This is a genomic window from Shouchella oshimensis (assembly GCF_002019765.1).
Lineage (GTDB): Bacteria > Bacillota > Bacilli > Bacillales > Bacillaceae_D > Shouchella > Shouchella oshimensis.
Window position 1 is genome coordinate 3,863,768 of the sequence record NZ_KV917380.1, and the last position, 20,625, is coordinate 3,884,392.

A 20,625-nucleotide genomic window follows, 5' to 3' on the forward strand; every position below is an offset into this window, starting at 1 on the left:
TCAGGAATGTTCGTCATTTTGGTCTGTCTATCTACTTTTGTCCCAGCCTCTACAACATTATTTTATCCACTCATGTGCTTGATTCGCCAATTGTTGGCAGTCATTCATAAACATACTTGCATGATACCCGTCGCAAACAGCATGATGGACTTGCAATGATACTGGTAAATAAAGTGTTTGATTTTTTTCTATCAGTTTACCAGCCGTAACAATAGGAAGAAGGTAATTGGTGTCTTGTTGAATCATTAAGTTAAACCCTGTGAAAGAAGTCCAAGGTATCATTGAGACAGAAACTGTATTTTCAGGCATGTGTTTTTTTGGAAAAAGCGCCTTACTCCCTTGATAAGTCATAACATCCTGTAAGTAAGATGTATGGAAGTGATTAAAGTCTCTGTTCATTGACGTCCAAATACCTGAAAAAAGCTTTGTCTTCTCATGAAAAATCGTATAGACCGGTTCAAGTTGAGACCAATAGCCAAGCTCTCCTTCTTGGTTAAAGCTCATCCGAAAGGCGACATGTTTATTAACAACGGATGTTACCAGATAGAGAAAGGCAGGGTAAAATGTATACCCTTTTTGCTTCACTCTTTTATACAGCACGTCTACTTCAAGCTCAGTGGTAAGACTAAATGAAGTCTTTTGCTTTATATAATGCGAAAACACCTCTTCGCGCTTCCATGTTCTTCGATTAATAACTGTAAATGTCATGATTATGCCTCCTAAATGTAATCGTTTCTAGTTTAGGAGGCTAGCTTATCTGTTTTAACCATCTTTTCATCATTCCTTTACACGACTCTCTTTGAACAACTGTTTATCCTATATTGTCTCGTATTTTACACCAAAATGATTATTTTTCAACTAGAAGGGGAAAGGACTTTCATGTTTCATAGCGAAAACAAGCTATACCTATTAAAAAAGGAGACATGCTCTATGCCTAACCTAAATACAATCGAGGTTCGGAATCAACTCGTACAAGAGCTAGAAGCTTTGACCAATGAACAGCTTAACTTCCGCATTCAATCGAACTGGACCATTGGTGAAGTGTGTGATCACCTAATTAAAATGGACCATCAAGTCTTGTTAATGTTGCAATATACACTAACGAAAAATAAAGAAGAGGAAGCACCGCTAAAACCGATTGAGCGAGCATTGGACCGGTCAATAAAGCTCGAAGCCCCAGATATCGTTGCCCCTAACCCCGGTCCGTTTTCAAAATCGATTTTGCTTGAACGGTTACAACAAGAGAAACATCTACTTGACGAAGAAATTGCTTCTATTGAACAAGATCGCCTTACTAAACTATCAGCAAAGCATCCTGTTTTCGGTCGTTTATCTCTACAACAATGGATTGACTTACGAACGTATCACGAACAACGTCATATTGATCAAATCCATGAGTTAAAATCAACTCCTTCTTTTCCAACTACTTAAAAAGAACGATCGCGCCTCTTTCATCATAGGCCGCGATCGCTTCTTCAATCTACATGGAGCTGCTGTTTAACCAGTTCTTGATACAAACCATGATTCTCTAACAATTCTTGATGAGTTCCTGAACCTGTCACTCTTCCGCCTTCTAGTACAATTAATTGATCAGCGTTACGGACAGTCGCAAGTCGGTGGGCAATGACTAACGTTGTACGTCCAGACATTAATCGCTCAAGCGCTTCTTGAACAAGCTTTTCTGACGCGCTATCCAAGTGTGCAGTTGCTTCATCGAGAAGCAAAATTTCTGGATTTCGTATCATTGCCCTTGCAATAGCGAGACGCTGTTTTTGTCCACCCGATAAGCGAACGCCTCTCTCTCCTACCTCTGTTTCAAGTCCATCAGACAAACCATCTAAAAACTGCTTTAAATTAGCAGCATGCACAGCCTCTTCCACCGTCTCATTGGGGACATTTTCTAACCCATACGTTAAATTGCTTCGTATGGTTCCTGACATGATGGGAGAGTCTTGGGAGACGTAGGCAATCTTCTCTCTCCATTCATTAAGCGGTATAGATGCCGTTGGTACACCACGGTACTGTATGGTTCCGCTTGTCGGTAAGTAAAATCGTTCAATCAGTGAGAACAACGTTGTTTTTCCAGCTCCACTCGGACCTACAAAAGCTGTCATTTCACCAACCCTCGCTGTAAAGTCAACATGTTGAAGAATCTTCTTATCCTCTGCATACTGGAACGACACATCTTGAAAGGCTAACGCATCAAGTTTGTTCACTGTGTTCATAGCCTCTAACGAATCTTGTTCCACTTCAGCATGCAAAATCGTTTCCATTCGCTCGCTTGCTCCGAGTGCTTTCTGCAATTGCGTAAAGAAGTTCGCCATCTGAGTAAATGGAACCGATATTTGAAATAAATAAAAGATAATGGCAACTAGCGCCCCTGCTGTTAACGTATTAGCTGCAACACGCATTCCGCCATATCCAAAAATAACAACGAGCATAATAAGCATTAAACTCATCATAATCGGCTGGATCACAGCCATAATCTTTCCTTCACGTAAACCAAAACCAAATAGATTTGCCATTCGCTTAATCCCTACTTGTTTCTCTTGATCTTCAGCTAGAGACGCCTTAACAAGACGAATATCAGCAAGTACGCGCCCTAAATCACCTTGGAATGATGCCGTTTCATCTTGCAAGGAGCGGGAGACTCGATACATCTTTCTACCAAGTGGCATCATGACCAGTAATGATGCAGGAACAACTGCCAGCATCATTAGAGTAATTTTCCAATCTAAAACAAATAGAATAATAATCGAACCAATAATGGAGATTAAACCCGAAATAAAGGGTATCAATTGCATCGTCATAAAGTCTTTAATAACAAGGGTATCATTCGTCATACGACTCATCATTTCTCCTGATGAATGACGGTCGAAAAATGAAACAGGTAAGTGTAAGATCCGCTTCCAAGCCGTTTCTCTTAATGAATAAACGACTTTTTGCCCGATGTAGACCATGGTATAGATGGCGATTCCTGACATGATTAACTGCGCTAGAAACACTACTCCTAATAAGGCAATGGTTGACCATTCAAACCCGATCACCGTCATCTCATCAATAAAATTCATCGTTAATAACGGTACGATAAGAGCAAGCGCCGTCTCAAAAACAACAAGTACGACTGCAAGCAAAAGCAATAGCTTTCTTGGTAAGAATGGACGGATCATGGCTATAAAAGCTTTTATATTAATGGATTGATGCTGTTTCTCTTCCATTTTTATTACTCCTCTTCCCCATGTAAATAATTTGTAAGGGCAGTATACATAAAGTCGCCTAACTCCTCCGGAAAATACGTATTAAATAAATTGCTGTGTCTCTGAATAAATGCATCATCTTTTACAATCCCTAGCATCTTTTTCAACTCAGGGTTTCGCTTAACTAAGCATTGTACCAATTCTTTTGTGTAGAGGCTATCTGGTGTCTCTCCTTTTTGCATAGCCAAGTGAATATTAAGACAGAACTGCAACCCTTCTTTATCCATTAGTTGCTGTACCTCTGGTTCATCATATTTATTTAGTTGTGAAACAACCGATTTGTCACTTGAAAAATACTGTTTGAACGCTTGAATTTGATCTTTTTCACGTCTAAACGCATCTAACAAACTAAATGTTAACTCATCCGTCACTTGACCCTTTGTAGATTCTTCTTCATATAAACGTTGCACCCTAGTAATAAGTTTCATTGTTTCATTTAATTCAGTCTGTTTTTTTTCAATCACTTCTTTTTGAAAGGAAAGTAATTCTTCACCACTCATAACACGATCTTTCAGCTGAGCTTTAATCTCTTCAAGTGTCATCCCTAAATATTTGCATACAGCAATCTGTTGATACGTTTTCCATTCTGTACTTGTATAAAGCTTTTGACCTTTTTCATTTAAACGAAGTGGAACAAGCAAGCCAATCTGATCGTAATACCGTAAAGTTCGAACGGTTGTACCTACTTGTTTTGCAAATGATCCAATTGTTAGCTCCATCAAATCCCCCCCTTCAAACCATCGTACCCTATGACGTAACGTAACAGTCAATCTAAATCTTATGAAGAAGCTTAGAAGAACACTCTTTACACGTTCATTCTAAGAACGTATGTCACTTAAACAAACTGCGCCATACGAACATCATCGACGTATGTTCCATCATCGAGACGTGCATTTCTTTTTAATCGCCCTTCCTCTTCGAAACCTAACTTTTTATACAAATAAAGACCACGCTCATTATTTGAGAATACTTCTAGTGAGACTTTTTCAATATTCGGTTGCGCTTTTGCCCAGCTCAGAAGACGTGTTAGTAATTCAGTTCCTATTCCTTTTCCTGCATAATGCTCCTTCATACTAATACCTACCATACCTTGGTGAGAAAAACGTTTGCTTTCAGAAGGAAGGAAATGAATCATTCCTGCTAGTACACCATCTTGTTCTGCCAAATAAAGAAAGCCACGCTTTTGATGTTTTTCGATCCATTGTTTTTCCTGTTCAACGGTCAGTTGAAATTCATCTGCTCGCGTCCCGTAAAAAGTAGGGTTTTCTGTGAAAACAAACTTCATATGATCAATCATTCTTTGTGCGTCTTCTTTTCTAGCTTCACGATAAACGATATTCATCTGTTAATTCCCCTCCAACTTACGTAAAACCCCTGCTTCAATGCTGTAAACACCTGATCCCTCAGTCATGTCTCTTATGCCATCTTCGAAATATATACCTGATTTTTCATTGATACCAAAACCTTCAATCGCATAGTCTTTCGTTATTCTACGCAAATGCTCCTCTTCCTCCCATTCACTAAAATGAACGGCCACTTGTGTATGTTTTTGCAAACCTAATCCTTTTCGTACACGTAACCGTTTACTTGAATGGTCTTTAGCAGATATCATACTCGTTTCCATGCTAATGATGGCGCCTGCAGAAAAACCTGCAACAGGGATACCTTTATAAAATTGTTCTCTAATCGTTAGACCAATCGTTTTTTCAACTACTTCATCTATGTATCTTTCCGTATGACCACCACCGATTACAATCCCACCACAATCGTTCAATTCATTGCAAATCTCCTGTTCTGATACTGCTGGAAGTGGACGAAACAAACAACGTACTCCCAACGATTTCAACGACCCCTCATACGTTTTCCGGTAATCCTCAATTTCTGGTCGATCGATAACAAGAATGATACATGTTTTCTTTCTCATAACCTCGACGAAACGCTTTCCTAACGTTTCAGTGAACGGTGGCCCGCTTCCAAATAAAAAAAGATGGGTGCTCATTGACCATCCCTCCTATTGTCTTTTTCCAATCATAGCATTTATCGTAAGAACCATAAAAAATAAGGCGCCTATATCTTATATAAGCACCTTACTCTTTTTTTAGTCTCGGTCAATTTCAATAATCTCTCCGGTTTCTGCGTCAACCGTTACTTCATGTTCTTCTTGGTCTACTTCAATCTTTACCTCATAGTAGATTCGGTTTCCTTCTCGTTCGAGTTCCCAGCTTCTCAATGCTCCTGGAACCTCGCCTTGAGCTGTTCCAACAGCATCGGTTGGTTCAATTAATTCATCTATCTCAATAGCTTCTCTTTCACGCTCAGCACCTCCGGCATCTTCAGCATCGAGAGGCTCAGTTTGTTGATTTATTTCTTCTTCCGTTTCTGCATGTATGACTAGTTCGTACTCAGAATCGTCATCTATACCATCTAGTTCATAATGTAAGTTTTGCGCATCGTACGTAACCGATGTAAGTGATGCATCTGGAAACGCATTGTTGAAATGTTGGAGTGCACCTTCTAAACGAATATAGGAATTCATTGTTTCATTCTCTTGTTCGACGTTGTCTTCTTCTACAGTTCCAGGTGCTGGGTTAGGGTTCATTTCCCCAGGGCCTTCATCTTGATTACAAGCTGCTAGTAGTGATAGAGCGGTGAATACCGTTAGATACATAAATGGTGTTTTTTTCATTGTGTCTATACTCCTTTTCCTATGATCGTATCAGTATGCCCATTTTTATCCACTAATATGATGTAGATGTTACAACTTTAAATGCATCAGGTAATTTTGCAATTAAATGACTTGGTGTGATGCTCTCTGTACTCCATCCTTCCTTTTTATACAAATCAGCTGCATAACCGTGTAGATAAACGGAAGTGGATAAAGCGACTTGCGTCTTTTGCCTCGTAACCAGTGCTGTTATCATTCCAGTTAATACGTCACCGGATCCTCCTTTAGCTAGCCCTTCATTCCCAGACATGTTAACCGTTAGAAATCCATCTGGCATCGCTACAATGGTATGAGGACCTTTTAAGACCACATAAATACCATTTTCTCGTGCAAACGCTTCTGCTATTTCGAATCGCCGTTGCTTTATTTGCTCGACTTCATAGCCTGTTAGCACCCCCATCTCACCAGGATGAGGGGTTATAATTAAAGGTTCTTTGCGCTTACGTATGGAATCAAGGCAGTCTGCAACGACTCGCAAAGCGTCTGCATCTAATATTAAGGGTCCGTTAAAATGCGTAATGGCATGTAAGACCATGTCTTTTACATGCTCTCCCCTTCCAACACCCGGTCCAATGGTAACTACTGTCTTATTCTCATAAAATGCAAACAGTTCCTTTTCTGTAGGTGCCAACAAGCCGTCTTCATTTGAAGATAACGTTGTAAACATGGCTTCTTTCACATGAGTGGCAATGGCTTGAATAACAGGACGTGTTGTTCCAACAGTTAGCAAGCCCGCACCACTTTGAACTGCTGCAGTTGTAACAAGACTCGCTGCTCCCGGCATATTGTCATTTCCAGCAATAATACCAACCCGACCATTATTCCCTTTATGTGCAAACGAACTCGAGGTGAACCAGCTATGAAAAACTTCTTCTTCTCCCCATACACAGCGTTGCTTTTCAAGGTGCTTAAACGTGGCTGGTGGCACACCAATTGGCAACACTTCCATTTCCCCATAAAATGGTTTTGTCGCTTCTAGAAAATAACTTAGCTTCATGAGCTGTAAGGAATAGGTCTTAGCTGCATACACTGCTTCATGAGCAATCGCTGTTTCATCTGCAGGTACGCCAGACGGTAAATCAATGGAGACAATCTCCTTCTGTGACCGATTTAGTTTTTTTATAATAGCCGGATAAGGATCTTTTAGCGCACCTTTTATTCCCGTTCCAATCATCGCATCAACAATAACATCTAGATCACAAAGCATTTCCAACCATTCGTGCTCAATATCATGCCAGTACTTCCATCTGTAGCCACTCTGCTCATAAATTCGCTTGTGTTGCTTTGCATCTCCAACGAATCGACTCTCATCAGGAATAATACATGTCATGACCGTGATTCCTTGTTCCATTAGCATTCGCGCAACAGCAAAACCATCTCCGCCATTATTCCCTGCACCTATTACTATCAAATAGCGTTTATCACCGTACTGCTCTATCAACTTACGGGCAATTTCTCTACCTGCATTTTCCATTAACACAACACCAGGTAAACCAATTTTGTTCATGGTAATCGCTTCAACGCTTGCCATTTCTTCTCCGGTTACTATTCGCATTGCGCTCACCCTTTAGTGGATCGTAGTACTTGAGGTATTCCCTATTCTAGCGACTTCAAACTGCAGCAATGGAAATTTCATTGGATTTTAAGTATTTTATGATATAGTGTTTTTACGAATCTCTTTTGACTACAAATGAAAAGGAAATGGAAGGAGGGCATACATACCTTGATGGAGAGTAAAGCGTTTCGATTCGCTTGTTGGATTATCATTATTTTTCTAATTATTTATTTAGGATCACTTGTAAATTTTATTTTCAGACCGATAGCGGTTTTATTCCAGACATTGTTTGCTCCAATCGTTATTGCGCTCATTATTTATTACTTACTGAGACCATTTGTGAATATGCTCAGTAAAAAAATACATCGTGGCGTGTCTATTTTAATTGTGTTCCTTGTATTAATCGGTCTCTTAACTAGCGCCGTATTGTATATAGGACCAATTATTCAAAACCAAATTATGTCGTTTGTTAACAACATTCCAAGGTACGCAAACATGGTACAAGAATTTTTTGAAGGCTTACAAGAGCAGCCAGCCTTTCAAAACGTGCTCGACTCCATGGATTTTTCTCTTGAGAATATATCCAATACCTTATCCGAGAACTTGCAAGGGTATTTAGAATCTGCTGTTGATAGCATCGGATCATTTATTGGTGCAGTAGCAAACTTTGTTATTGTGGTTGTGATTATACCGTTTGTTCTGTTCTACATGCTTAAAGAAGGAAATAAAGCACCAATGATGGTGATTAATCAATTTCCAGCAAGAGAGCAAGAAGAAGGTAAGCGCGTATTGAGCGACTTAGATAATGCGTTAAGTAGTTATATTCAAGGACAGCTCCTTGTTAGTGCTTGTGTTGGTGTCCTTTGTTTGATTTGGTATTTAATTCTAGGCTTAGATTACGCGTTAATCTTAGCACTGGTTGCCTTATTTACAAATGTTATTCCCTTTATTGGTCCATGGATTGGGACTGCTCCAGCGGTTGTTGTTGCATTATTTGATTCACCTTTCACAGCACTGCTCGTTATTGGCGGTGTCGTGATTATTCAACAAATTGAAAGCAATGTATTCTCTCCACAAATTATGGGACGCCAACTTGCGGTTCACCCCCTGACCATTATTTTCGTCTTACTTGTCGCGAGCCAACTAGCAGGTTTTATTGGCATTCTACTTGCTGTTCCGACTTATGCCGTTGGTAAGGTCATTGTGCAGCATACGTATCGATTAATACGGATTCGAATGCGATCTACCCCAAAGAAAGTTTAAGGAAATAAGAGGCTGGGACATAACGAAAAGTCGTATTTGAAAAGACGAATAGTCTAAACTATGCTGAGTAGCACCGCTACAGGAGAATCCTTCGCTTTCCGGGGACACGGCCTCAGCCTCCTCCGTGGAAAACCGCCACTTCAGAGTCTTCAGACACGTGCTGATCCCCCAGGAGTCTTCGGATTCTCCGTCCGCTCATTTTCATATAAAATAAACGACGAACGTTCCTATTTTCAGGAATGTTCGTCACTTTGGTCTGTCTATCTACTTTTGTCCCAGCCTCTTCGTTTAGTAACCGTGCTGTTTAGATGCGTTTACGCCTATACCGCTTTTCCTTTTCCTACATAGACTAATAGAGCAAAGGAGGTATGTGTAGATGTTTCATCGACCTAAGCACCTACAACGACCACATGTAGAAGAATACGTTGTCCGTGAAATTCAACCAGTCGTTACACACTATGTCACAAACAAAGTGTACCGACATGTTCATCAATACCCTCATACAGAGTCGTTTGTGAACAGAGAATTACCACCACCACCTATCAACATACAGCAGCCCTGGAGACAACCGCCTCGCTAAATCGTGGCGGTTTATTTTGTATACCGATTGGCATAATGACTAGCTACATAAGCAAATGGCTTAAGTCTCGCTGGAAACCCAAGTCGCAGTTAGCGATCACTTAACTCTTTTGCATAGCGAGCTGAATAAAACTGGCTTGCTTCACTGATATCTAAATGCGCTTCGAAGGTTATGTTTTCTTTGTTCTTGAGGCTCTCTCGTAATGACGTTAACACGTCTTCTGTTAACAAGGTTTCATAAAGCAATCGCTCGTAAATGGAGTGTATTTTATAAGGCTTCGTTAATCGTTGTGTACCTGTCCACATTTCCTTCATGTTTGAAATAACAACGACACCAATAACGAAACGAGTGGTTTGACCGTGAACTTGAGAGTCCGTCCCTACAATAATGTGGCAAGGTTCAAAGTTACAAGCATTTAAATGAGCTGCAACACGTGTAAAGATATCACGAAGTAACGTTTGTCTTTCTAAACAAGTCTCTGTACAATGTTCAGGCATGTATGGAAAACCTCACTTACACTATGACCTTGTTCATTGTATGCAAGTGAGCAAGAAAATAAGCCTAGAGCTTGCTATGCTTTTCTAGAAAAGCAAACACAGTCGCTTCGCCAGGTAATGTACTGTAAGACACAATGGTATACCCTAATGTTTGATAAAGAAATAGGTTTTTTTCGCTTTTGGACCCTGTAAATAATGCATATGTTTGAGAGGGAAGCTCTTTTTCAATAGCCTCCATAAGGGCTCTACCGACACCTTGATTTTGTGCTGATGGGTGAACCATAAGCTTTCCAATCTTTGTGACCCCTGTTTCTATTTTCCCTCTTACAGATCCAAGAATCTTGCCTTCGTCATCTAATGCTTTTAAGACTAGATGATTTGAGAAAGCTTCTTGTGTATGCTCAATTTTCTCGTGCAAAGGTAAAATGGTATAGTCATTATAAAGAGCTGCTTCACTTTGGTAAGCTACTTTTTGTAAGGCTAAAATGGTTTCTGCATCCTCTAAAGTCGCTTTTACTATCTGCATATCATCTCACACTCCTTAAATAATAAAAAAAGACAGTCCTAAGACTGTCTTTATTATACTACCCACCAATTAACATTCCTGCAATCGTTGCGTTCATTAAGTTAACAAGTGTCGCAGCAATAAGGGCCTTCACACCATATTTTGCAATAAGCGAACGACGTTCTGGAATCATTCCGCCTAGTCCCCCAAGTAAAATCGCAATAGAAGAGATATTTGCAAATCCACAAAGAGCAAAAGCAGTAATAGTAAAGGTACGCTCGGATAATTCCCCTGCTCCTGACATAAGCGCTTCAAAACCGATAAATTCATTTACAATCGTCTTCTGACCAATAAAGGAGCCAGCTTGTAAAGCTTCAGACCAAGGTACACCAATAATCCACGCAACTGGTGCAAAAACAAACCCAAGGATTTCCTCTAACGTAATAACACCTAGTCCAAAAATATCGTTCCCTACAAACGATAACAATAAGTTAATTAGTGCAATCAATGAGACAAAGGCAATCAGCATTGCACCTACGTTTAATGCTAATTTTAAACCATCCAATGCTCCGTTTGATGCTGCATCAATAAAGTTACGAGACTCACTTTTGACTTTTAAATTAATTGTATCTTTTGTCTCACTTACTTCTGTTTCTGGTACAAGCATTTTTGCCATTAATAGGCCACCTGGCGCAGACATAAATGTAGCGGCAATTAAATATTCTAATGGAATCCCCATTAACGAGATCCCTGCCATAACAGACCCTGCAACAGTTGCCATACCACCTGTCATAACGGCAAATAGCTCCGATGCAGTCATTTTATTTAAATAGGGTTTAATCATTAATGGTGCTTCTGTTTGTCCAACGAAAATATTCCCTGTTGCAGAGACAGATTCAGCACGGCTCGTTTGTAGTAAACGAGAAATTCCCCCACCAAGATAACGCACAATAAATTGCATGATGCCATAATGGTATAATACACTTATAACAGCGGAGAAAAAGATAATAACTGGTAACACTTGGAATGCAAAAATCATTCCGACCCCTTCAACTGCAAAGATCCCTCCAAAGAGCATATCAATCCCTGCACCTGAAGTATCAATGGCAGCTTGTACACCCCTTGTTACTTGCTCAAGCACATAGCTTCCTATATCCGTCCATAATACAATAAATGCAAAAATAATTTGTAAAGCTAGCGCGGTCAAAATCGTTCGCCAGTTAATCGCTTTCTTATTTGTAGAAAGCAAAAAAGCAAAGGCAAGCAAAATGACAATGCCCATAATACCCCATAATACGTTCATATTAGCCTCCCCGACGCAATTTTCCTTTATTGCGCCTTACTATTCCCTTAAATATGAGATTCTTGCACGTTTCTTTTAAAAAATTATCACTAACAAGATTCAGCTTATGAAATGCGAGTAAGGAAGTCAATGCGTTCATAAAAAGTTACAATACTAAGAATCATTTCTACAATACATAAATATAGGAAGAAATGTATAGAAACAACCACTTACATGCTGTAACGTATTCAAGCTTCTCTATGAACAAAAAGAATAAGCACATCGATTGCTCCCCTAGCTAGAATTCTATAGAACTAGCTGGCGTGTGCAGTCGACGCGCTTTTATCATGTATCTCTTTATTCCTTTTGGCACAGCTTACGCAGAGTGTTGATTTAAAAAGCCAATCACTTCATTATTATGCTCTTCAGAACCTTTTCCTAACGAGAGTAGATGCCCCCACGTATTTAAACAACATAGTCTTGCTGTTTGAATATGACCTTTTGCATACTCAGCATGCTCTAAAGGAACAATGGCATCATTAACGCTATGCACAATAAGCGTTGGTGCTTGAATGGAATCAAGTTCTTCTTCTAATGACCGTCTTATTTGATTCATATCAATTAAGAATCCATGTCTAGAGCGCTGAAATTCCGTCATTCGATCAAACAAGTACCAATCTCTTGATAAGGTCCGAGCTTTAATTTCCTCGTAAGGCAATTTGCTATAAATCGGCGCGATCGTTTTGAAGGCAATGTCTGGTGAAAATCGCGCTAAACTCGACACACCTTTCCATACAAACTTCTCCACATACGGATAGAATAAGAAACGACTAATGAGTGCATCACGCTTTCTCGATTCTTTCCATGGCTTTGTTACAGCCCCTTGTAGTGTAAACGTTTTGACACGTTCGGGATAATGACTTGCTAGATAAATACCTGAAGGACCGCCTGTGGAAGCGGCAATTACGTGCACGCGTTCAATGTGCAATTCATTTAAAAGCTCAATATAAAAGCTGCATGCTGTTTCCAATGATTTTCCGATTCTCTTTGATGTATGACCGTAACCTGCTCTAGAAGGAATAATAACCGAATATCCTTGTTCAACAAGCTCTTCTAAACCAAGTTGTTCTAAACAATTGGAATGACCACCATGTAAATATAATATCGGTTCTCCTTCTCCCGTAATCGAATACTCTAAAGTCAAATCCTCATACGTAAAAGAAGCAACGCCTCTCTCCATGATGACTATCTCCTTTTTCTATAGTAGTTTGTAAAAAAATCTAAGATGAATATTACTCCCCTTCAGAAGGAAAGTCAACGGGCATTTGACTATTTTTTATCTACAAATTCATACCAATTTCTACATAGATTACGTAGCAAGAGTAAACCGTGTGACAGAGGAAACAAGATCCGAAACACTTCCCTTATTCCAGCAACAAAAAAAAAATAAAACGGAATAGTATGTATTTTTAAAATTGATGTTGTAATTTCCTTCTGTAAGGGTATGGATATCGAATATACAAACCTATTACATAATAAAAACCTTATAAGGAGTTGTTGCTTATGGCTAGTACGTCTAATAAAGAAAGCATAAAAGAACAAGCATCACCGTTTGTATTTATTTCCTCGACGATTCTTATCGTTCTGTTTGTACTATGGGGAATTATAAGTCCAAGTCATTTAGGATCAACGGCAGAGACTGCGCTCGATTGGATAATTGAAAACTTTGGTTGGTTCTATATGACCATTGCTAGCTTGTTTATTTTATTTGGGCTCGTTGTGGCGATATCACCTTTTGGAAAACTAAGGTTAGGGAAAGACCATGATCGACCAGAACATTCATTTATATCCTGGGTAGGGATGTTATTTGCTGCCGGACTAGGCGTTGGCTTTGTATTCTTTGGCGTAGCAGAACCCATTCTCTATTACTCAGAACAGCCACCTGGTTATTCTTTTAGCTTACCAGAACAAGGTGGAGATGCAGCAGAAGTCGGTCTTCGTTACGGAGTCTTTCATTGGGGACTGCATGCTTGGGGGGCATTTTCCATAGTCGGTTTAACCCTTGCGTATGTACAGTTTCGAAAAAACCGACCCGCTCTCATTAGTTCGGCTTTTTACCCGTTGCTTGGAAATAAAACAGATGGTTGGATGGGCAAAGGAATTGATTTATTAGCTGTCATTTCAACTTGTGCTGGTGTAGCAACAACATTTGGCATAAGCGCGTTACAAATATCAGGAGGGATTTCCTTTTTATCACCACTTGAAAATGGAATTCCTTTACAATTAAGTATTATTGCTATTATTACCATATTATTTTTATTCTCAGCAGTTCGAGGAATAAATAAAGGGATTAAACGGCTAACCAACTTGAACCTTGTCCTAGCAGGAATATTGATGTTTTTTGTTTTATTTGCTGGTCAGACTATTACACTTTTAGAAAGTATGGTAACGACTCTAGGAAGTTATGCCGCAAATGTTGTGTCCATGTCTTTTTCAATGGACCCTTATAGTGATGACGGTTGGTTAGGAGCAAATACGATTTTCTTTTGGGCTTGGCATATGTCTTGGTCACCATTTGTTGGTTTATTTATTGCTCGTATTTCAAAAGGTCGTACGATACGGGAGTTTATTGCTGGTGTTCTTCTCGTTCCAACCCTTATGGCTGTTATTTGGTTTTCTGTCTTTGGCGGCACAGCCCTCGACATACAGCTTAGCGGCGTTTTTGATATGGCGTCTGTCGCAACAAATGAAGTGGAGTTAACATTATTTTATATGCTTGATCAACTCCCTTTAACGATGATTTCGAGCATACTAGCCGTTTTAGTTGTTGGGATTTTCTTTGTTACATCAGCTGACTCTGCTGCTTTTGTTCTTGGTTCAATGACGTCAAACGGTTCGTTAAACCCGAGCTTTAAGATAAAAATTCTATGGGGAGTACTCATCGCCGGTACCGCTTCCGTTCTTCTTGTAAGTGGGGATGGTGGACTCGATGCCCTGCAAACGGCAGCACTCACAGCCGCGCTTCCATTCGCTTTTATTCTTGTTTTTATGCTGATTGCAATGGGTACGATGCTAACACGAGATTGGAAGACCGACCAGCGTCGGAAGCAAAATGCCCATGATGACGAGCTTAAAAAAGCAATGAAAGAAGAAGCATACGAGGATTTAAAGAAAGAGTTAACGTCTGAGTGGCGCGAGGAATTAAAACGAGAGCTATTAGCCAACGGTCGAGCAACAGCAGAAATGGTTCATTTTCAAACAACTGAAGACTCTTGGATTACTGGAAAGACACTCGCAGAAATTAAATTTCCGGCTCATGTAAATGTCAGCGCGATTGAACGTGGTGATTCCATGCTTTCCCCAACAGGGAGTACAATGATTCAAGCTGGAGACTACCTCTATATCCTTGTAGAAATAGAACAAAAAGAAGCCGTTCAAGACATTTTGCGCAAGACCATTTAATATTTAATTAAAGCCCTCAATTGATTTTACATTTGAGGGCTTTTCTAAAATTGATAAAAATTTTTTCACAATTGAATTGTCCTTTTCTTCATATATCTTAAGGTAAAAAATGAAGAAAATGTTATCGTACCCTCTAACAAAAAGTTCATCTACTTAGGGTAACTACTAGTTAATCAGAATGATGATCACCTTTCAGGTATTTATTTGTCCATGAAAATACGTGTAACAACGTTTAAGATCATCTAATAAATAAAATAAAATTTGACATTTTTCTTTATTTTTAAGTAATATTATAGACTAAGATGATTATTTATTAGGGGGTCTATTTAAATGAAAAAATCTTTACCTTATCTAGTTGCTTTCAGTGCTATTTTAGCGTTGGGAGCTTGCGGGAACGATGACAGCAATGACAATGGTGGCGATGATGCTGGCGGTGACGAACCTCAATTCATGAACTTGTTAACTGGTGGAACCGGTGGTACATACTATCCACTTGGTGGGGAAATCGCCAATATCTTAGGTGATGCTACAGATACAACGATCGATGCTCAATCGTCTAATGCATCTGCCGATAATTTGATGAGTTTAAGCGATGATAATGCGGAAATTGCATTTACACAGACAGATGTTATGTCTAATGCTATCGACGGTATTAATGCATTTGAAGGAGAGGCTATTGATAACATTTCTGCCATTGGTTCACTTTATCCAGAAACTATTCAGATTGTTACAACGGCTGGGAGTGGGATTGAAACCATCGAAGATTTAGAAGGAAAAGCTATTTCTGTAGGTGCACCTGGTTCTGGGACTTACTTAAATGCAGAACAAATTCTTGATGTCGCTGGTTTAACAATGGACGACATAAATGCACAACACTTATCTTTCGACGAATCTACTAGCGGCTTGCAAGATGGTAATATTGATGCCGCCTTTATTACAGCTGGGACACCAACTGGTGCCGTAGAAGGTTTATCTGCCACCAATGACATTGCGATTGTTTCTATGACCGATGAGCAAGTAAATTCGTTAGTCGATGAATTTCCTTTCTATGCACCTTTTACAATTGAAAGCGGAACGTATGCAGGGCTAGATAGCGAAGTAAACACAGTAGCTGTGTACGCCATGCTCGCTGTCACAAATAATCTTTCAGAAGATCTGGTTTACGAAATGACAAAAGCCCTGTACGAACGTACTGATGAAATGTCTCATGAAAAATCAAACGAAATCTTATTAGAAACTGCTCAAGAAGGTATTGGTTTTGATATTCATCCTGGCGCACAACGCTTCTTTGACGAACAATAAGTAAACGCTATATAACACACTAAACCGGCTGCCTAGCCATTACAACGAGCAGTCGGTTTTTTTAATGGGAGATGCACCCATGAATTCGTTTAAACGACGGTCTTTTCTTTTGATTGCCGGCTTTTTTTTAATCGGTATTGTGTTGACACTTTTTCCTTACCAATCTGTACTCGTATTTTCAAAGCAACATACAAATGAACTGATTGCCTATACTCCAATGAATGAAGGAGATCGCTTTCAAATCATTTATACTCATTCCATTCATTTAACTGATGTCATTGAATCCTATCTTATAACAGAAGATCGACAAATTGAGCAATATGAGATGAGCTTTGAGGAATTTGGTATTGGTATGCCCTCAAGGGCAACGGGAGCACAACAGCTTATCATTAAAGATGGCCGTTATTATTTAACAAATATGACAAACCGCCATTCTTACCTCCCTATACGTGTCGCGGATGTCGTGCCTCAACAACGATTCTTGTGGAACGATGGAAATCACCTTATCTGGTTCAAAGAGTATTTTGAACCACAATCATACATAACCGTGGAGATGAAAAAATTATCTCTATGGCAGCTACGGAAGGGAGTAAAATTACGTGAGCACAATGAATGAAACTTTGTCCCAAGATGAACAAGATAAATTAATGCAAAAATACGATCCAGAGTCACGTACACGCAATGTGAAAGGAATTACCGCAGCCATCGTTTTTATTGGTTTGCTTTCGTTTTCGTTATTCCATATTTATACAGGTGTTCAAGGAGCATTTACCGCTCAAATTCAAAGAACCATTCACCTTGGTTTTGCTTTATCTCTGATATTCCTACTATTCCCAGCTAGAAGGAAAACTACCAGAGACAGCGTGCCTTGGTACGATTACCTTCTTGCCATAGCAGCAGTCGTTGTCTGTGCATACTGGCCCATTTTTTATAGTGATTTGGTTCAGCAAGTTGGAGGTATTAAAACAACCGCCCAATTCGTGATTGGGGCTCTAGCCGTTATCCTCGTCTTTGAAGCAACAAGACGTGCCGTTGGGCTTCCAATCGTTATCATTGCAGGGCTGTTTGTGATCTATGCCTTATTCGGCCCCTATATGCCTGGCTTTCTCGCTCATCGAGGATTAAATGTAGATCAATTTATTCATTCTATGTTTTTTACAACCCAAGGTATTTTAGGTACACCGCTACAAGTATCATCTACTTTTATCTTTTTATTCTTGTTATTCGGTGCGTTTCTCATTCAAACTGGCGTTGGTGGATATTTTAACGACCTTGCAATTACGATTGCAGGACGACGTATTGGGGGACCTGCAAAAGTAGCCATCTTCTCAAGCGCCTTAAATGGAACTATATCAGGTAGTTCAGTTGCAAACACCGTTACAACAGGAGCTTACACCATTCCAATGATGAAAAAACTAGGCTATAAACCAAATTTTGCTGGAGCAGTAGAAGCTGCAGCCTCTACAGGCGGACAAATTATGCCCCCTATTATGGGTGCAGCAGCCTTTTTAATGATTGAATTTGCAGGTGTTAGCTATTGGGAAATCGCTCGTGCTGCTATCATTCCAGCTATCCTTTATTTTTCAGGTATTTGGATTATGACCCATTTTGAAGCGAAACGACTTAACTTACTCGGTTTGCCAGAAGATCAGATCCCATCAAAGAAAATTATTATAAAAAAGATACACCTTTTATTACCTATTTTACTTATTATATATTTACTCTTCCAAGGATTCAGTATTGAAAGAGCTGCTTTACTCGGTATATTATCAACCGTTATCGTCAGCCTATTTTTAAAAGAAACACGCATTACCCCGAGCAAATTTATTTTAGCCTTAACAAGCGGAGCAAGAACGGCTCTAGGTATTGCAGCTGCAACCGCATGTGCTGGTATTATCGTTGGGGTAGTAACCACTACAGGATTAGGCTTAAAAATGGGTAATATGATTGTTGGTCTCGCTGGAACCTTCACAACAAGCCCAGAATTACAGCTTATTTTCACGCTTATACTCACAATGATAACTTGTATTATTATCGGGATGGGTTCTCCTACGACAGCTAATTATATTATTACATCGACTATCGCATTACCTGCTATTCTCGCATTAAATGGTCAGCTCGAGGTCGCTATACCGGTACTCGCTGCTCATATGTTTGTTTTCTATTTTGGAATTGTTGCAGATATTACACCACCAGTTGCTTTAGCCGCATTTGCTGCCACAGGCATATCCGGTGGAGAGCCAATTCGTACAGGTATCAATGCAACAAAGCTTGCAATAGCCGCATTTATAATTCCGTATATGTTTGTTTTGCAGCCACAGTTATTAATGATTGATTCTGCTCCGCTTGAAATAGGTGTAGCCTTTGTAACCGCTTTTGTAGGTATGATTGCAATTGGTGCATGTATGATAGGATATTGGTATCGCCAATTGAATTGGTTTGAGCGAATAGTATCTTTAGCAACAGGGCTATTATTGATTTATCCTGAAAGTTACTCAGACATTATTGGATTTGTACTGTTTGTAGGTTTAATTGCACTACAATTAATTACCATGAAACGCAAAACACAACCACCTTTAGAATCTTCATAATAAAAAACGTCCGAAAGCATTTAAATGCTTTCGGACGTTTTTACATTTGTACTCAACGAATAAATCATGCGAATCGTGCTACTGTCTTCCTCACTTTTTTCCTCAAATCCAACTTCTTCAAAAACATGTTTTGCCTTTGTATTATCGGCGCCCATTAACACACATATTTTCTCTGGATTTGTTTCTGCCTTTAAGAAATCTACACATTTCTGAACAAACGCTCTCCCCTTGCCCTTACCAGTTTCCTCAGGATTTAATCCAGGAGCGATCTCAATCATGCCATTTATTCGCTTCACGCCAATAAACCCGATGATTTCATTCTCACGGTAAACCGCGTATTGCCAAGTGTTTTTCTTTCCAAACTCTAAAAAAGACGTTGTCCGAGAATTTTTTTCATCATGAAAAAAAGAATAAGCTCCCTTATACTGCCATTGATACGCAATCCACTTTGCTTGATCTTCAGTCATAGCCACAAAGCGCATACGATCTCTCCCCCAATCGAATTTACATCTTCTCTTTTTTTATTGTTTAGAATTTCTCTTCATACAAAATGACAGGTATATTGCTTCCCTAAAACAGAAAAACTGAATAAAAAGGAGGTATATATTTGAAACATATTAGTATCTTTCTAACCAAGTTACTCATTGCCTTATTTGCTTTTAGTATCGGCTTTCTTTTTTTTACAGAAGCAACCTATGTTGATGTACTAACCTTTGCTTTGTTAACAACCACGGTATCCTATATTGCTGTCGATTTAATCATCCTGCCTCAGTTTGGTAACCGTGTTGCACTAGTGAGTGACTTTATCCTCACTTACTTTATTGTATGGGTATTTGGTTCGGTTTTATTTGCGAACTACATGCTTATTGCATGGGGTAGTATTTTAGCAACAGGCATCATTACCTTTTGCGAAGTCTTTGTTCATAGCTACCTTGTGAAGCATGTGTATACGAAAGAAAGCCATCGTCAGCATAAAGCACGCTTCGCTTTTGATACGGAATTCGCAAAAGAGGAAGACCCAACTTCATCCATAAAAAAAGAGCGCGAATAAGTCAACTTGTCGAACCAATCGACAAGTTTCTTCTTTTTCTACGAGAATCGCTTCCATTCCATCATCGATACTGCTCCTATAGTGTACCACAACCGACAAAAACTGCACGTATCGAGTTTGCCATTTCGTCACATTTTTAATTGTCTACAAAAAGCCGTTGCACTCGATCGCAACGGCTACACCCATTTTCATTTAACGTTCTTCCAATTTCCCCGTCTTCATAGATGTTTGGATAAAACGATCTTTTGGAAAAATAAAGGTCCACGGCATACTTGTGTTAGGAGGCACTGTATCGATGGAAAACGAACGCTCTGCAATCGTTTTTCCTTCTTCAACATAGGCAACAAGCTTGGTATCCCATACATCCCCCATAGATGACAGGTTTTGAATTAGGACGGTAACAAGTAAATCACCTTGATGATTAAAGGCTTGACGGTACGGAATAAATCGCTCTGTCTTACCGACTGCTAATAGCGCTTTTAATTCGTTTAAGTCACCTTCAGCAATCGTCTTTTTCCAAGCTGATTGCAAGTGAATGGTTTGCATCATGACGAA

The 20,625-nt window shown here is 39.5% G+C and carries 20 protein-coding genes and 1 pseudogene; 8 read left to right on the forward strand and 13 right to left on the reverse strand.

Annotated features, from left to right (window positions below):
- Window positions 1–57: 57 nt before the first annotated feature.
- Entirely contained in the window at window positions 58–708 is a 651-nt protein-coding gene (catA, locus tag BK583_RS19265; RefSeq protein WP_038476077.1) for a type A chloramphenicol O-acetyltransferase, read from the reverse strand.
- A 222-nt stretch (window positions 709–930) separates the two neighbouring features.
- On the opposite strand from catA, the gene BK583_RS19270 reads away from it, so the two are divergent.
- Entirely contained in the window at window positions 931–1,431 is a 501-nt protein-coding gene (locus BK583_RS19270) for a DinB family protein (protein ID WP_051667226.1), read from the forward strand.
- Window positions 1,432–1,475: 44 nt separating this feature from the next.
- Here BK583_RS19270 and BK583_RS19275 read toward each other — a convergent pair whose 3' ends face one another.
- The 6 genes from BK583_RS19275 to BK583_RS19300 all read right to left on the reverse strand — a co-directional run bounded on the left by BK583_RS19275 (window position 1,476) and on the right by BK583_RS19300 (window position 7,537).
- On the reverse strand, window positions 1,476–3,218 hold the full coding sequence (locus BK583_RS19275) for an ABC transporter ATP-binding protein (RefSeq protein ID WP_055737047.1): 1,743 nt from the start codon (window positions 3,216–3,218) through the stop codon (window positions 1,476–1,478).
- Between the two features lie 5 nt (window positions 3,219–3,223).
- The gene (locus BK583_RS19280) at window positions 3,224–3,976 is read right to left on the reverse strand and encodes a MerR family transcriptional regulator (RefSeq protein WP_055737046.1); all 753 of its coding nucleotides are present in this window, start codon (window positions 3,974–3,976) and stop codon (window positions 3,224–3,226) included.
- 116 nt (window positions 3,977–4,092) lie between these two features.
- Complete coding sequence (locus tag BK583_RS19285) at window positions 4,093–4,599, reverse strand: GNAT family N-acetyltransferase (RefSeq protein ID WP_055737045.1); 507 nt, start codon at window positions 4,597–4,599, stop codon at window positions 4,093–4,095.
- 3 nt (window positions 4,600–4,602) lie between these two features.
- Window positions 4,603–5,256, reverse strand: a complete 654-nt coding sequence (locus BK583_RS19290) for a Type 1 glutamine amidotransferase-like domain-containing protein (RefSeq protein ID WP_055737044.1) — start codon at window positions 5,254–5,256, stop codon at window positions 4,603–4,605.
- 99 nt (window positions 5,257–5,355) lie between these two features.
- Window positions 5,356–5,943 carry a PepSY domain-containing protein gene (locus BK583_RS19295; RefSeq protein ID WP_055737043.1) on the reverse strand — a complete coding sequence of 196 codons (588 nt, stop codon included), beginning with the start codon at window positions 5,941–5,943 and terminating at the stop codon, window positions 5,356–5,358.
- Window positions 5,944–5,995: 52 nt separating this feature from the next.
- Entirely contained in the window at window positions 5,996–7,537 is a 1,542-nt protein-coding gene (locus BK583_RS19300) for an NAD(P)H-hydrate dehydratase (protein WP_055737042.1), read from the reverse strand.
- 171 nt (window positions 7,538–7,708) lie between these two features.
- Between BK583_RS19300 and BK583_RS19305 the strand changes: the two genes are divergently transcribed.
- Window positions 7,709–8,800 carry an AI-2E family transporter gene (locus BK583_RS19305; protein WP_307188687.1) on the forward strand — a complete coding sequence of 364 codons (1,092 nt, stop codon included), beginning with the start codon at window positions 7,709–7,711 and terminating at the stop codon, window positions 8,798–8,800.
- A 376-nt stretch (window positions 8,801–9,176) separates the two neighbouring features.
- Window positions 9,177–9,380 carry a CotD family spore coat protein gene (locus BK583_RS19310; RefSeq protein WP_035394394.1) on the forward strand — a complete coding sequence of 68 codons (204 nt, stop codon included), beginning with the start codon at window positions 9,177–9,179 and terminating at the stop codon, window positions 9,378–9,380.
- Window positions 9,381–9,391: 11 nt separating this feature from the next.
- Here BK583_RS19310 and BK583_RS19315 read toward each other — a convergent pair.
- The 4 genes and pseudogenes from BK583_RS19315 to BK583_RS19330 form a co-directional block, all read right to left on the reverse strand.
- Window positions 9,392–9,877, reverse strand: a pseudogene (locus BK583_RS19315) (ribonuclease H-like YkuK family protein).
- A gap of 64 nt (window positions 9,878–9,941) precedes the next feature.
- Window positions 9,942–10,403, reverse strand: a complete 462-nt coding sequence (locus BK583_RS19320; protein WP_055737039.1) for a GNAT family N-acetyltransferase — start codon at window positions 10,401–10,403, stop codon at window positions 9,942–9,944.
- Window positions 10,404–10,461: 58 nt separating this feature from the next.
- Window positions 10,462–11,685, reverse strand: a complete 1,224-nt coding sequence (locus BK583_RS19325) for a NupC/NupG family nucleoside CNT transporter (protein WP_055737038.1) — start codon at window positions 11,683–11,685, stop codon at window positions 10,462–10,464.
- A 355-nt stretch (window positions 11,686–12,040) separates the two neighbouring features.
- On the reverse strand, window positions 12,041–12,904 hold the full coding sequence (locus tag BK583_RS19330) for an alpha/beta fold hydrolase (RefSeq protein WP_038476047.1): 864 nt from the start codon (window positions 12,902–12,904) through the stop codon (window positions 12,041–12,043).
- A 323-nt stretch (window positions 12,905–13,227) separates the two neighbouring features.
- Between BK583_RS19330 and BK583_RS19335 the strand changes: the two genes are divergently transcribed.
- From BK583_RS19335 to BK583_RS19350, 4 genes are all read left to right on the forward strand, one after another.
- The gene (locus BK583_RS19335; protein WP_055737037.1) at window positions 13,228–15,126 is read left to right on the forward strand and encodes a BCCT family transporter; all 1,899 of its coding nucleotides are present in this window, start codon (window positions 13,228–13,230) and stop codon (window positions 15,124–15,126) included.
- Window positions 15,127–15,456: 330 nt separating this feature from the next.
- Window positions 15,457–16,428, forward strand: coding sequence for a TAXI family TRAP transporter solute-binding subunit (locus tag BK583_RS19340; protein ID WP_055737036.1), 972 nt, complete (start codon window positions 15,457–15,459; stop codon window positions 16,426–16,428).
- A gap of 79 nt (window positions 16,429–16,507) precedes the next feature.
- On the forward strand, window positions 16,508–17,044 hold the full coding sequence (locus BK583_RS19345; protein ID WP_055737035.1) for a DUF1850 domain-containing protein: 537 nt from the start codon (window positions 16,508–16,510) through the stop codon (window positions 17,042–17,044).
- Window positions 17,037–19,019: a TRAP transporter permease gene (locus BK583_RS19350; protein ID WP_055737186.1), complete on the forward strand. Its 1,983-nt coding sequence runs from the start codon at window positions 17,037–17,039 to the stop codon at window positions 19,017–19,019. The genes BK583_RS19345 and BK583_RS19350 overlap by 8 nt, the downstream gene beginning before the upstream one ends.
- A gap of 20 nt (window positions 19,020–19,039) precedes the next feature.
- Here the strand turns inward: BK583_RS19350 and BK583_RS19355 are convergent, their stop codons facing one another.
- A complete protein-coding gene (locus tag BK583_RS19355; RefSeq protein ID WP_055737034.1) occupies window positions 19,040–19,501 on the reverse strand; it encodes a GNAT family N-acetyltransferase in 462 nt (153 codons plus the stop codon).
- Window positions 19,502–19,626: 125 nt separating this feature from the next.
- On the opposite strand from BK583_RS19355, the gene BK583_RS19360 reads away from it, so the two are divergent.
- Window positions 19,627–20,070, forward strand: coding sequence for a YndM family protein (locus BK583_RS19360; protein ID WP_055737033.1), 444 nt, complete (start codon window positions 19,627–19,629; stop codon window positions 20,068–20,070).
- Between the two features lie 192 nt (window positions 20,071–20,262).
- Here BK583_RS19360 and BK583_RS19365 read toward each other — a convergent pair whose 3' ends face one another.
- Window positions 20,263–20,619: an SLAP domain-containing protein gene (locus BK583_RS19365; RefSeq protein WP_078440269.1), complete on the reverse strand. Its 357-nt coding sequence runs from the start codon at window positions 20,617–20,619 to the stop codon at window positions 20,263–20,265.
- Window positions 20,620–20,625: the final 6 nt, after the last annotated feature.

Excerpts from the sequence above, each read along its gene's own strand:
- catA (WP_038476077.1), bottom strand. The coding sequence starts at position 708 with ATGACATTTACAGTTATTAATCGAAGAACATGGAAGCGCGAAGAGGTG.
- BK583_RS19270 (WP_051667226.1), top strand. The coding sequence starts at position 931 with ATGCCTAACCTAAATACAATCGAGGTTCGGAATCAACTCGTACAAGAG.
- BK583_RS19275 (WP_055737047.1), bottom strand. The coding sequence starts at position 3,218 with ATGGAAGAGAAACAGCATCAATCCATTAATATAAAAGCTTTTATAGCC.
- BK583_RS19280 (WP_055737046.1), bottom strand. The coding sequence starts at position 3,976 with ATGGAGCTAACAATTGGATCATTTGCAAAACAAGTAGGTACAACCGTT.
- BK583_RS19285 (WP_055737045.1), bottom strand. The coding sequence starts at position 4,599 with ATGAATATCGTTTATCGTGAAGCTAGAAAAGAAGACGCACAAAGAATG.
- BK583_RS19290 (WP_055737044.1), bottom strand. The coding sequence starts at position 5,256 with ATGAGCACCCATCTTTTTTTATTTGGAAGCGGGCCACCGTTCACTGAA.
- BK583_RS19295 (WP_055737043.1), bottom strand. The coding sequence starts at position 5,943 with ATGAAAAAAACACCATTTATGTATCTAACGGTATTCACCGCTCTATCA.
- BK583_RS19300 (WP_055737042.1), bottom strand. The coding sequence starts at position 7,537 with ATGCGAATAGTAACCGGAGAAGAAATGGCAAGCGTTGAAGCGATTACC.
- BK583_RS19305 (WP_307188687.1), top strand. The coding sequence starts at position 7,709 with ATGGAGAGTAAAGCGTTTCGATTCGCTTGTTGGATTATCATTATTTTT.
- BK583_RS19310 (WP_035394394.1), top strand. The coding sequence starts at position 9,177 with ATGTTTCATCGACCTAAGCACCTACAACGACCACATGTAGAAGAATAC.
- BK583_RS19320 (WP_055737039.1), bottom strand. The coding sequence starts at position 10,403 with ATGCAGATAGTAAAAGCGACTTTAGAGGATGCAGAAACCATTTTAGCC.
- BK583_RS19325 (WP_055737038.1), bottom strand. The coding sequence starts at position 11,685 with ATGAACGTATTATGGGGTATTATGGGCATTGTCATTTTGCTTGCCTTT.
- BK583_RS19330 (WP_038476047.1), bottom strand. The coding sequence starts at position 12,904 with ATGGAGAGAGGCGTTGCTTCTTTTACGTATGAGGATTTGACTTTAGAG.
- BK583_RS19335 (WP_055737037.1), top strand. The coding sequence starts at position 13,228 with ATGGCTAGTACGTCTAATAAAGAAAGCATAAAAGAACAAGCATCACCG.
- BK583_RS19340 (WP_055737036.1), top strand. The coding sequence starts at position 15,457 with ATGAAAAAATCTTTACCTTATCTAGTTGCTTTCAGTGCTATTTTAGCG.
- BK583_RS19345 (WP_055737035.1), top strand. The coding sequence starts at position 16,508 with ATGAATTCGTTTAAACGACGGTCTTTTCTTTTGATTGCCGGCTTTTTT.
- BK583_RS19350 (WP_055737186.1), top strand. The coding sequence starts at position 17,037 with ATGAATGAAACTTTGTCCCAAGATGAACAAGATAAATTAATGCAAAAA.
- BK583_RS19355 (WP_055737034.1), bottom strand. The coding sequence starts at position 19,501 with ATGCGCTTTGTGGCTATGACTGAAGATCAAGCAAAGTGGATTGCGTAT.
- BK583_RS19365 (WP_078440269.1), bottom strand. The coding sequence starts at position 20,619 with ATGATGCAAACCATTCACTTGCAATCAGCTTGGAAAAAGACGATTGCT.